We start from the raw sequence: 11,945 nt of genomic DNA on the forward strand, positions 1-11,945 counted from the left end.
CATCAGTCACTATGTTTTTTTCAAGATTCGCCAGTCCGGTTTTGAATTTACCCCGCGTAGCCAAGCGGCTAATCGTATTGTCGGTGGATGCAAGCCTCTGTGTACTCGCAGTGTGGCTAGCCTATTATCTGCGTCTTGATTACTGGATTTCCTTGACCAATCCCGATTTCGGCTGGAATCCCCTGGCGGCTGTGGGCATGAGCTTGTTGATCGCTATTCCCCTGTTTGTTGTCAACGGCTTCTATCGGGCAATATTCCGGTACTCAGGTTTGTCGGCCATGTTCACAGTAACCAAGGTGATCGCTGTGTACGGTGTAGTTTATGCTGCAATTTTCACAGCCATGGGTGTGTCAGGTGTGCCGCGTACGGTCGGTATCCTTCAGCCTATTTTGCTCATGGTGTTTGTGGGTTTAACGCGCTTGTTTGCACGGTTCTGGTTGGGGGGGCTGTATCGCAACGAATTACAACTGGCCAATTTGCCGAAGGTGTTGATTTACGGCGCAGGCGCCACTGGCCGCCAATTGGCTGGCGCCTTGGCCAATAGCCACGAAATGCGCGTGGTTGGCTTTATCGACGACAACAAGGCCCTGCACAAGCAAACCATCAACAACCTGAAAATTTTCAACCCTGGCGATTTACCTGGCCTGGTGGAAACTCTGGGTGTCAACACAGTGCTGCTGGCCTTTAATGCCGCAAACCGAAAACGCAGAAACGAAATTCTCGACAGTATTTCAAAAAGCAAAGTTGCAGTTCGTACTTTGCCCCGAGTCACCGAAATTGCAACCGGCAAAGTCAGTGTTTCCGACCTTCGAGAACTTGATATTGATGACTTGTTGGGGCGCGACCCGGTAAGCCCCAGCCCCGAATTGTTGTCGAAGAATATTCAGGGCAAGGTGGTGCTTGTAACAGGCGCTGGCGGCTCAATTGGTAGCGAGCTGTGTCGTCAAATTCTGAGTGTCGGCCCAATACAGTTATTGCTGGTTGAACAAAGTGAATTTGCGTTGTATCAAATTCATCAGGAGTTAGAGCAGAAAATATCGGCAAGTGACAATGCGCAAGTTACTTTGATTCCTTTTCTGGCTTCTGTTCGGGACGAAGCCCGCATGGACAGCATTCTGGGTAAATTCAAGCCGCATACAATTTTTCATGCGGCAGCATACAAGCACGTGCCACTTGTTGAACACAATTTGAGCGAGGGCATATACAACAACGTGTTCGGCACATTCACAACCGCCAAGTTGGCGTTGAAACACAACGCAGAAAACTTTGTATTGATCAGTACCGACAAAGCAGTACGGCCAACCAACGTAATGGGGGCCACCAAACGCTTGGCAGAAATGTCGTTGCAAGCCCTTGCAGAAGAGTCTACTAGTACCGTATTTTCCATGGTTCGTTTCGGGAATGTACTTGGATCATCGGGTTCAGTGGTGCCCTTGTTTCGCCAGCAAATTCGCGACGGTGGGCCCATTACTTTGACGCACCGCGACATTACCCGCTATTTCATGACCATACCCGAAGCGGCACAACTGGTAATTCAGGCAAGCGCATTGGCCAAAGGGGGCGATGTATTTTTGCTCGATATGGGTGAGCCAATTAAAATTTACGACCTGGCGGTGCGAATGATTGAGTTGTCAGGATTGGTGGTTCGGGATGATTTGAACCCAGACGGTGACATCGAAATTCAAATCACGGGGTTAAGGCCCGGTGAAAAGTTGTATGAGGAATTGTTGATTGGGAATAATCCTCAACCTACGGCGCATGCACGAATTTTACGAGGCTCTGAAGATTTTCTGCAGCTTCGTGAGTTGCTCGTACTTCTGAACACACTGACTTCGTCTATAGAGCAACACAAGTTTCAAGATGCGCAGCAATCACTAAAAAAGATGGTGGATGGTTATCAAGCAGCTGATATCGTTGATTGGATTTCAGAGAAACAATAATTACAACTTATTGGTTCAATAGCTCTTCAATAATTTTCTTCACGGAAACATCAGTAGATTGTGGAGAAAAATATTTCAAGTAGTACTCTCGTGGCTTCTCACCCAGGTCAAAGTCATAATTTTCGATGCAATGTGCGAACTCGGTTGGATTGTCGATAATTTGAATTACAGGATGTTCCACATTTTCATAGCCAATTGAACCAAATGTTGAGGCAATAACACCACGATTGAACATCAGGGCTTCCGCAACTTTCACTTTCATCCCCCCCCCTGTGAACAAAGGTGCAAGAGCAGCAATAGCATTGTGATAGTACGGGGCTATTTTTTCTACTCGACCCTTTATATCAATATTAGTGAATTCACTGCGATATTTGTCTAACCCGTTTCCGACGGCAATAATTTTACTTCTCTTGAGTTCAGGGGCGACCAGATTATTAAGAAATCTTAATGCTTCAATATTCGGTGGAAAATCAGATCCAACAAATAGAAAGTAACGCACGTCAAGAGCATCACTTGCCTCGCTAACCTGATTTGCAGTGTCAGCGAACACGTCAGTGATCGTTGCGTTAACGCAGGCATATCTTTTCAGAAAATATTTTCTTTTTAGCTGTTCCCCATCTTGTTTCTGAATCGTAACTACGCGATCAGCGTATTTGGCAGAGAGGCGTTCGTTCAAGAGAGTCGCAACGTAGGCTATCCAGTACAAAAAATTCTGTTTCGCGTATACGCGTACTAGGTCGGTTTCTATATTGTGAAAGAAGCACACAATTTTGGTTTGTTTACTGAGTAATCGGATAAACGGAATAAAGATACCGAACAAAGACGAGTCCAACCAAACTACATCGGGCTGTTCTTGTTTGATCGAACGCAATAAACGCAAAAAACCTTTGGGACTCAGGGTGGCACACATTAATAAAATATTTGCCAATGCAGTACCTAGTCGACTATTTGTCGTGGGTATCTTGATGGCACCATCCATCGGATTTCTATGAACAGCAAAATAAGTTGTTCGCAATTTTGAGTTCGAAAGGATCGCGTTCAAATTTGCCTTGGCCACTATCGATCCACCATAGTGGCTCTTGTCCAAACCCGTGGAGATATAAAAAACTTTATGATTCATTGTTTTTCTTCGACAGCTTGGATAACTTTGTAAATCAATTTGGTGAAGATCTTGGAAATGAGCCAAGCGGATTTTGATCGTGAAATATAGCGCCAAAGTTGGGCCGGCAGGAGGTCTCGATCAATTCTTGATTGCCAAGTGTGTTCCAAATAATTTAGTTGTGACGTCAAAATAATTCTCGCGTAAATCTTCATAAAGAATGGAAATCTGAACAACTCAGCAGCCTCGAGTCTCATCAAGAAATCGTTTTTTATAAATCCAGCAAGAACTTGGGGCTTTTGACTTTCGTTCTCCTGAACTCTGTATAGCGCACAGGGTTTGTCGGTTTCATAGGCAAGGTGTTTTGCCAAAAGAAATCGCATATTGAATATTACATCTGCAGTGGGAAAGTGTTCTGGATTAAATCCGCCAAGCTTGATCGCAGCCTCGCGATCATAAAGCGTGGCGAGGCAGCCCGCTCGTGGGTTTCCTAGGCTTAGTTGAACAAAACTAAAGCGGCTGACGCGTTCAATTTTTTCTCTTGAGTTCAGGCTTCTTAAGGCGCTCTCGGACTCCTGGGAAAAGCTTGCGAATCCCGTCTGAATTAATTTCGCTTCAGGATATTGGTGAATTAAACGGAGCGAAGTACTTAGAAAGTTTGAGGCGAGCAAATCATCGTCATTCAATATTGAAATCCATTTCCCACGCGAAAGTTCAATGCAACGATTCCAATTGCCAAACATTCCCAAGTTCTCGTTGTTGCGAAACAATCGAACTTTCCTTGATTGTAGGGCGCGTAGTTCTTCGTCTACTTTTGAGGACCATTGTGGATCTTGTTCATTGTCAACGACAACAATTTCATAATTTACATCCGTAGTTTGATTCAGTGCCGATCGAACAGATTCAATGAGTAGACCAGGACGTCGATACGTCGGTATAAGAATGGAGAGAAAAGGAGGCTCGTCGTGATCGTTGTCGATTATTGACTTAGAGTGAATTTTCTCGAACTGCGTAAATGAATTCTTGAATTCGAACATTTTTGTCAAATTTTACCGGTCAGTTTATTTGCTCCTTTCTTGATAGTCTCCAAGAAAGATGATTGAAGATGCTTCTGAGCCTCTGTCGGCCATTTCCAATTGTTATAGGCCAATTGAACAACCCCCTGGGCTGCGATAAGTCCAACAATCCCGTAGGCGTCAGCAAACAAAATTGCCAATGTTGTGATGGATACGCCAGAGATCAATGCAGCTTTTACAAACGGAATTTTATTGACAGTAGTAAGGTAGGTCGCTGCAATACTGTGATTCAATTCGAGCAGATAGATTATTCCGAATGATAGAAGTAAAGGCCAAGCCAGCAGCTTTGTATCGCTACCAATGAAATTAAGCACTGCGTTCCCAAAAACAGCAAGAACAAACAGACCGAGCGTAAAAACCGCCCATGAGCTAAGTTGAATTTGACCGTAGATCGCAACAAGTGATTCGCGTTCATTTTTAGACTGCATCGCGTTGAGGCTCGGTAGTTGCAGCTGACAAAGAACGGAGGAAACGGTCATTAGCACTGTGAGGATAGTAACGGTCATGCCGTAGCTGGCTGCAGATGCTAACCCTAATGCGCTGGAGGCTATGAGGATATTTCCCCGTTGAATCAAAAAACTTCCAATTTGAACTGCCCCAAGCTTGCTTGCATTGTGCCAAAGCAGGTTAGTGAGATCATCGACCTTTTTTAGAGGATCTGACCGTATTGCTCTCATTTCAGGGCGAGTTTTGCTGAAGAAATAATGCGCGGCAATAATTCTTCCTATCCCACTGCTCAATAATGAGGCGAGGCCCAACCCCAAGAGCCCGTGGCCTTCAATTACCGCGTAGCTTCCAACAACGACGAGTAAACCGCGCGTTGCTACAACAACCTTGTTGGATTGGGTAACGTCACCCCGGCCATGTAGCATGCCGTTGATATATCCATAATAAAGGGTTATTACATATCCGCTGGCAAAAGAAATCCAGGCCAAAATCAATGTGGGTTTATTCTCTGTTTCTTCGGTTATTAAGGTTGAAATATAAATACTGCCGACGATTAACAGAAGTACAGCAGCCAACAGCGATACCAATCCGTATACCTTTCGTGCGGTGCTTATGAGGCTTGCGAGAAGATGAAGGTTGACTAGGGAAGAGTTGGCCTGCGAGGTGGGTAAACCGTCCTTTTGGAGGGATGTTGCTCCAGCATAGATATACGATGTATTTCTCGAAATGGTTGGGTTGAATCCGAACTCCAGCAGTTGAGCCAGTCCGACCAAGGTAATAAAAACGAACCAAAGCCCCACTTCCGCAGGAGGAAGATACTTAAGAATGACTGGCAGCAGTATCAAACCTGCGCCGATATTCAGGGCCTGAGCCAGATAACCCCAAAACATATCTTTGCGAGTCAATTGATTGCCGCCATCATTGAAGATTGTGGTTTGGGGCAGTTTCGAGAATTCCTATTTCAAACGGAATTTTTGGTCTCCAACCGGGGACAGTTTGATAGTCTCTCCAAAGGCGCATTACCTCTCGATCTCGATAAGGGCGCCCTCCCCAATTAATTGGTAGACGTTGGTTTGTGGCTCGCTCAAAAGCTTCCACAAGGTCGCGAAGTTTCATCGGATTGCCCGAAGATACCCCATACCTTACGTGTCCAGTTGTCTGGGTGTCTAATAAATCAGCCGCTCTGCAATACGCTTCTACTACATCTTTAATGTGCACCAGATCAACTAATTGTTCTCCTGGTGACATGTCTAGTGTTGTTCCTTCTCTCGCTGTTTTCCAAAGCAAAGCCACAAGTTTGGGTCTGGGGTCATTCGCACCATAGGTATCAAATAGTTTTAGTGTGCAAACCTTTAGACCGTGCGCTTCTATGTAATATTGAATGATGGATTCAAATGCTTGCTTGGTCGCTGCATATAAATTAACTGGGTCGTAGTCTGAGTTTTCAAAATGTTGCCACGAGGTGCCCGTGTTAATTAAACGCTTGACGCCAGCCAATCGCATGGCCTCTAACAACTGAGTCGGAAAGTTCACGTTGCTTTGAACCAGTTGGTTTATCTGGTTTGGCGTATGTTGAGCTAGAAATAGGGAAGCGATGTGAAATACACAAGTGGGTTGAATTTCTCGTAGAGTGTCAGCCAAGTTTTCAATATTCTCGGTCACCTGGTGAAAGTGAATACTAGTTTGAATGTCCTTCAAGGCATCAAGCTTGGAGTCGCCGCGCACGAGCACGTGAACATGCCATCCATGATTGACGAGTTGTCGCGCCAAATTTGAACCTATGAATCCCGTGGCACCAGTTAAGAGCGCGACTCGTGGGCTAGAAGTATGGGCTAGCATTTAAAACGGCGAGTTAAATTTGGAAAGTTCAGTAAAGCCCGCATCTCTTTCAGAAATAACAGGGGATTCATCAGGCCATTTCATTCCAAATGAATTCCACAGAATTCCTTCGTCGTTATTTGGCGCGTGTACTGTGCTCACTTTATATACCATCGTCGAGCCTTCGCTAATGGTGTAAAAACCGTGTGCAAATCCTTTGGGAATGTAGACACAGGATACGGACTCTCCGTTTAACTCGAACAAGTCGAATTGCCCATAAGTGGGGGAATCTTTTCGAATATCAAGCACGACATCAAGTACATGGCCCCTTGTGCAATACACCAACTTAATATGATCCTCAGGAGGTGTTTGGAAATGCATTCCGCGAAGTACGCCCTGATGAGACACCGAGAAGTATTCTTCCGTGAATTGTGTTTCCAAACCTAGTTCCATAAACGCCTTCTCGTGGAACACTTTTGTGAACTGCCCACGCCGATCAATGAATGTTTTTGGTGTCAGTTTTAAGCAACCTTGCAATTTGCTTTCTTGGATTTCAAACATTTAAAAACCAATTCCAAAAAACTCTTCCAGCTTCTGTACCACATAGTCCAAGTGCTCTGCGTTTAAGCCTGGGTACACACCCAACCAGAAAGTCTGATTCATCACAATGTCTGTGTTGGTCAATTCGCCACTAATACGGAAGTTGCGGCCAATCATGTAAGGCTGGCGAGTTAAGTTACCGGCAAACAGCAAGCGTGTGCCAATCTTGGCTTGGTCCAGGTAGTTCAACAGGTCCACACGCTTCACGCCGCTTTCTTCTTTTAACACCAGCGGAAAACCGAACCAGGACGGTTCAGAATTGGGCGTGGCCACTGGCAAATGGAAGTAATCCTGCAAGCTTTCCAGTTTGCTGCGCAAGTAGTCGTAATTAGCGCGGCGCGATTCAATAAAGCCTTCCAGCCTGTCCATTTGCGCCAGGGCACAAGCGGCCTGCATGTCTGTAATTTTAAGGTTGTAACCTGCGTGGCTGTAGGTGTACTTGTGGTCATAGCCTTCAGGCAACTCGCCAAGCTTCCAGCAAAAGCGTTTGTTGCAGGTGTTGTCCTTCCCGGGGGGGCAATAGCAATCGCGGCCCCAGTCGCGGAAGCTTTCCGCAATCACTTTCAATTCATCATTGTTGGTAAACACCGCACCGCCTTCACCCATCGTAATGTGGTGTGCGGGGTAAAAGCTTAATGTTGCAATGTCGCCAAACGTGCCCACAGTTTGACCGTTGTACTTTGCGCCCAATGCGTCGCAGGTGTCTTCAACCAACCACAGGTTGTACTTCTTGCACAGTGATGTAACTACATCCAGGTTGAATGGGTTGCCAAGGCTGTGGGCCAACATAATGGCTTTGGTTTTGGGGCTAATTGCAGCTTCAATTTTTGTAGCGTCAATATTGTGTGTGTGCAGGTCTACGTCTACAAACACGGGCACAGCACCAAACTGCAAAATCGGGTTTACTGTTGTTGGAAAGCCTGCGGCCACGCCAATTACTTCGTCGCCGGGCTTAATTGCACGGTCGCCCAGCTTTGGGCTGGTCAGTGTTGAAAACGCAACCAGGTTGGCTGATGAACCAGAATTAACCGTAAGCACGTGCTTAACACCCAAAAACTTGGCCAAACGCGCTTCAAACAGGGTGTTGAATCGCCCGGTGGTCAACCAGCAATCCAGGCTGGCTTCCACCATCATTTGAATTTCAGGGGCGCCCACCACTTTGCCAGAAACTGGAACTGCACTTTCGCCGGGTACAAATGCTTTGGGAGCGTGTACGGCGTCTGCATACTGCTGAACCAATTCAGCAATTTGGGCACGCAGTGCTTCCGGGTTGGTTTTATGAAATGTAATGGGCTCGCTCATACTGCTTCCTTATTGCGGGGTGCGTGTGTATTCGTCAATTTGTTGCAGGCAAAGCTGCCGAGCGTCTTCTCCGCTCAGCCACGCTTTGTGCCAGTGCACTATCTTGTTTAAAGCGGCACCTAGGTTCCACCGGGGTTGCCAGTGTAAATGGCGCTTCGCCTTCGAAATGTCTAATTTTAAGTAATTCGCTTCATGCGGGTTGGGTTGGCCGTCTAATTCCCAACAGGCGCCTTGATCCCATAGCCTTACCATGTGGTCGCAAATCCAGCCCACAGGTTGAACGTCTTCGTCTTTCGGGCCAAAGTTCCAGCCATCTGCAAACTCTGGGTGTTGGCCGCTATAAAGCCGTTCAGCCAATACAAAGTAACCGCTCAGCGGTTCAAGCACATGCTGCCATGGCCTAGTGGCGTTGGGGTTGCGAATGACAACGGGTTGCTTGTTCTCAAATGCATTCAGAATATCGGGTATCAGTCGGTCTTCAGCCCAATCGCCTCCGCCAATTACATTGCCTGCGCGTACGCTGGCCAAGGCAGGCGTACCCGGCGCACTAAAAAACGATTTTCGATAAGCGCTGGTAACCAGCTCTGCGCAGCCCTTGCTGTTGCTGTACGGGTCATGGCCGCCCATTGGCTCATTCTCGCGGTAACCCCATTCCCACTCCCGGTTTTCGTAACACTTGTCGGTGGTTATATTCACGATTGTTTTCAGGTTTGCGCACTTGCGGGCGGCCTCAAACACATGCACCGTGCCCATTACATTGGTTGCATAAGTTTCTACTGGTTCGCGGTAACTTAAGCGCACCAGTGGTTGGGCGGCCATGTGAATCAGAATATCGGGGTTAAAGCCCACCATGCTGCTGGTAATGGATGCTAAATCGCGTATGTCGCCAAATTCGCTTTCTATGCCCTCGGCAATTTTTGCTTGTTCAAACAAACTTGGGCTGGTGTGGGGGGGCAGTGAAAATCCCTTCACTACAGCGCCCATGCTTTGTAGCCAAAGCGCAGCCCAACTGCCTTTGAAGCCAGTGTGCCCGGTCAGAAATACACGCTTACCATTCCAAAACTCAGGGTTCACGGTGCTCGTCATGCTAAGTTCCTAGTCCCATTTTTTCCATGGCGCTTTGCCGCTGGCCCACAAATCTTCAAGCAGGTGCTTGTCGCGCAGTGTGTCCATGGGTTGCCAGAAACCTTGATGCTCAAACGCCATCAACTCGCCGTCTTCAGCCAAACGCTGCAGGGGTTGCTGCTCCCACACTGTGTCGTCACCACCCAGGTAGCCTAAAACTTTTGGGCTCAATACAAAAAACCCACCGTTGATCATGGCGCCATCGCCTTTTGGCTTTTCCTTGAAGTTCATGACTTGTCTGTTCTTGATATCGAGCGCACCAAAGCGCCCGGGCGGGTAAGTGGCTGTTAGCGTGGCCGCCTTGCCGTGCTTCTTGTGAAAGGCAATCGATTCGGTAATGTCGATATCGCCAACACCATCGCCATAGGTAAAACAAAAGGCTTCGTCATTCTCAATGAATTTGCGCACGCGGCCCAAGCGGCCGCCGGTCATTGAATCCTCGCCGGTATCTACCAATGTAACCGTCCATGGTTCGGCGCGTTTGTGATGCACCTCCATTGTGTTGTTTCGCATGTCGAAGGTAACGTCTGATTGATGAAGGAAGTAGTTCGCGAAATATTCCTTGATTACATAGCCTTTGTAGCCACAACAAATAATGAAATCATTCACCCCGTGGGCTGAATAGGTTTTCATGATGTGCCACAAAATCGGCATGCCGCCAATTTCAACCATTGGCTTGGGTTTAATGCTGGTTTCTTCACTTAGGCGAGTGCCCAGGCCACCAGCCAGAATTACGGCTTTCATTAATTTGAGCTCACAAAGGCGTCTGAATGGAATTTGTTGGATGGTAACCCACTTTCTAACAGGGCTGCTTTGGCTGATTCAATCATCTTGATCGATCCACAAGCATAAACAGAGCAGTCCTTAAAATTTGAATGGTCTGCCAACGTAGCTTCCTGAACGTAACCCTTCCGGCCTGCCCAAGCCGCTGAAGGCTGGCTAAGCAGCAGGTGCGTCTTCAAATTGGGGCAGGAAAAGTCTGCCGGGTTCATGTAAATATCTTCTTCGTATCTGCTGCCCCAGTACAAATCGATTTCGGGTAATTCATTTGCAGCCATGTTTATAATTTGTTCCAGAATTGCCTTGATTGGTGCAAGTCCGGTGCCAGTTGCAAGCAATAGCAGCTTTTTTGGCAAGGGCTTTCTCGCAAAAAAGGTACCAAATGGCCCCTCAAATCGAAGCAGGTCGTTCACCTTGGCCTGTTCAAACCAATATTTGCTAAATGCCCCGCCCTCTACTTCTTTAATGTGCAATTCAATTTTGCCATCGCCTCGCGGAGCGTTGGCAATCGAATAACTTCGCCGAAGGGCATGGGGGCCAATTACGGAAATGTATTGCCCAGCCAGAAATTTTATTTGATCGCTGGGCGGGGTTCGCAGTACCACCTTGATAATCGACGGTGTCAACACCTGAATGGAATCGATACGGGCAGGGTAGGTTTTAGTTTTGATTTCAGCGAGTTCTGGCAGGTCTTCGGCATCGATCTCAAGGTCGGAAATGGCAGCGCGGCAACATGTCAGCACAAAGCCCTGGCTGCGTTTACTCTCGCTCAGACCAATTTCAGGTTTGAGCGTAGTGGTTTCACCGATTAATACCCTGGCTTCGCAAACCCCACATTGGCCATTCTTGCAACTGTGCTCCAAGGCTATTTTGTTTGAAATTGCGTTATCCAGAATTGTTGTGTGGGGTTCGCAAGTGAAACGATTGCCGTTTCTGAGTAGAACGTGGGGCATTCAAAAGTTCCGTGGTAAGGGCCTGTTTAATATGCATTTTACGCCTTCATACCCCCAAAAATCTGCTATTTAAGCTGAATGTTCAGTCAATTATTTGCAGGTCGATAACCCCATCCTGATTACACACCCAATCTGGTTTTTGCCTCCCGCCCCACCCAGTGATAGCGTGGTCGTTTATTCCAAACGGACAGGCTTAGACCATGCACCGCTTCTTGCTCGCCTTGGTATTGCTGATGCCCCTTGCACCCCAGCCCACGGAGGCTTTTGTGTTCAAAAAAATTGTGTACTGCTCGCCCATTGAAGGGCTTATTCATTGGCAGGGGAAACCGCTGGTCAATGTTGTTGCCACACGTGAACTGTATAGCGGAGGTTTTGAGGGCGGAAAGTACAGCGACACCGCCACGACCGATAGTGAAGGGCGCTTCAAGTTTGAAGTGGTTCAAGAGAGAAGGTTCTTAAAGCCAGATTTGTTGTCCGCAAATCCAAATATCGCTCAGCTCGTTTGGCTTTTACATGAAGGCCAGCGCTATGCAATTTGGTCGTATACCAAGCACGACTTTAATGAAAGAACCGAGACAAAAGACGGCGTCATAAAGATTAATTGCGACCTGTCCACTTACGAACAGTACGACCACGGGCGAATTGTTCGATGTCAACACAATGGGAATATTTGAAATGAATCAGCTAACACCCAATCAGATTTACCTACTCTCCGATAGCGCGTACAAGGCAAAGGGGAGGGACTCTGTTGCACTTAAAGATCAGCTGGGGATCTCGTTGCCATTCATTGATCTCAATTCTCTCA

Annotated in this window: 11 protein-coding genes; 2 read left to right on the top strand and 9 right to left on the bottom strand. The window is 47.1% G+C overall.

The genetic code is table 11. The annotated features are described in order from the left end of the window. Nucleotides 1–11: 11 nt before the first annotated feature. Nucleotides 12–1,940 carry a nucleoside-diphosphate sugar epimerase/dehydratase gene (locus tag FRIGORI9N_RS01070; protein ID WP_159568067.1) on the top strand — a complete coding sequence of 643 codons (1,929 nt, stop codon included), beginning with the start codon at nucleotides 12–14 and terminating at the stop codon, nucleotides 1,938–1,940. A 7-nt stretch (nucleotides 1,941–1,947) separates the two neighbouring features. On the opposite strand, the gene FRIGORI9N_RS01075 is transcribed toward FRIGORI9N_RS01070, so the two are convergent. The 9 genes from FRIGORI9N_RS01075 to FRIGORI9N_RS01115 are packed head-to-tail and all read right to left on the bottom strand — an operon-like array spanning nucleotide 1,948 to nucleotide 11,140. Beyond that, nucleotides 1,948–3,060, bottom strand: coding sequence for a glycosyltransferase (locus tag FRIGORI9N_RS01075; protein ID WP_159568068.1), 1,113 nt, complete (start codon nucleotides 3,058–3,060; stop codon nucleotides 1,948–1,950). Beyond that, complete coding sequence (locus FRIGORI9N_RS01080) at nucleotides 3,057–4,076, bottom strand: glycosyltransferase family 2 protein (protein ID WP_236550772.1); 1,020 nt, start codon at nucleotides 4,074–4,076, stop codon at nucleotides 3,057–3,059. Before FRIGORI9N_RS01080 ends, FRIGORI9N_RS01075 begins: the two co-directional genes overlap by 4 nt. Nucleotides 4,077–4,081: 5 nt before the next feature. Continuing rightward, complete coding sequence (gene wzx / locus FRIGORI9N_RS01085) at nucleotides 4,082–5,467, bottom strand: O-unit flippase-like protein (RefSeq protein ID WP_159568070.1); 1,386 nt, start codon at nucleotides 5,465–5,467, stop codon at nucleotides 4,082–4,084. 13 nt (nucleotides 5,468–5,480) lie between these two features. Beyond that, on the bottom strand, nucleotides 5,481–6,401 hold the full coding sequence (locus FRIGORI9N_RS01090; protein ID WP_159568071.1) for an NAD(P)-dependent oxidoreductase: 921 nt from the start codon (nucleotides 6,399–6,401) through the stop codon (nucleotides 5,481–5,483). After that, a complete protein-coding gene (gene rfbC, locus FRIGORI9N_RS01095) occupies nucleotides 6,402–6,941 on the bottom strand; it encodes a dTDP-4-dehydrorhamnose 3,5-epimerase (RefSeq protein ID WP_159568072.1) in 540 nt (179 codons plus the stop codon). Beyond that, nucleotides 6,942–8,282: a lipopolysaccharide biosynthesis protein RfbH gene (gene rfbH / locus FRIGORI9N_RS01100; RefSeq protein ID WP_159568073.1), complete on the bottom strand. Its 1,341-nt coding sequence runs from the start codon at nucleotides 8,280–8,282 to the stop codon at nucleotides 6,942–6,944. It lies immediately after the preceding gene. A 9-nt stretch (nucleotides 8,283–8,291) separates the two neighbouring features. Continuing rightward, nucleotides 8,292–9,368 carry a CDP-glucose 4,6-dehydratase gene (gene rfbG / locus FRIGORI9N_RS01105; protein ID WP_159568074.1) on the bottom strand — a complete coding sequence of 359 codons (1,077 nt, stop codon included), beginning with the start codon at nucleotides 9,366–9,368 and terminating at the stop codon, nucleotides 8,292–8,294. A gap of 9 nt (nucleotides 9,369–9,377) precedes the next feature. Then, on the bottom strand, nucleotides 9,378–10,151 hold the full coding sequence (gene rfbF / locus FRIGORI9N_RS01110) for a glucose-1-phosphate cytidylyltransferase (protein WP_159568075.1): 774 nt from the start codon (nucleotides 10,149–10,151) through the stop codon (nucleotides 9,378–9,380). Beyond that, entirely contained in the window at nucleotides 10,151–11,140 is a 990-nt protein-coding gene (locus FRIGORI9N_RS01115) for an FAD-binding oxidoreductase (protein WP_159568076.1), read from the bottom strand. The genes rfbF and FRIGORI9N_RS01115 overlap by 1 nt, the downstream gene beginning before the upstream one ends. A 200-nt stretch (nucleotides 11,141–11,340) precedes the next feature. On the opposite strand from FRIGORI9N_RS01115, the gene FRIGORI9N_RS01120 reads away from it, so the two are divergent. Next, nucleotides 11,341–11,814, top strand: a complete 474-nt coding sequence (locus FRIGORI9N_RS01120; protein WP_159568077.1) for a DUF6795 domain-containing protein — start codon at nucleotides 11,341–11,343, stop codon at nucleotides 11,812–11,814. Nucleotides 11,815–11,945: the final 131 nt, after the last annotated feature.

This window comes from Limnobacter sp. 130 (assembly GCF_902506325.1).
Taxonomy (GTDB): domain Bacteria; phylum Pseudomonadota; class Gammaproteobacteria; order Burkholderiales; family Burkholderiaceae_B; genus Limnobacter.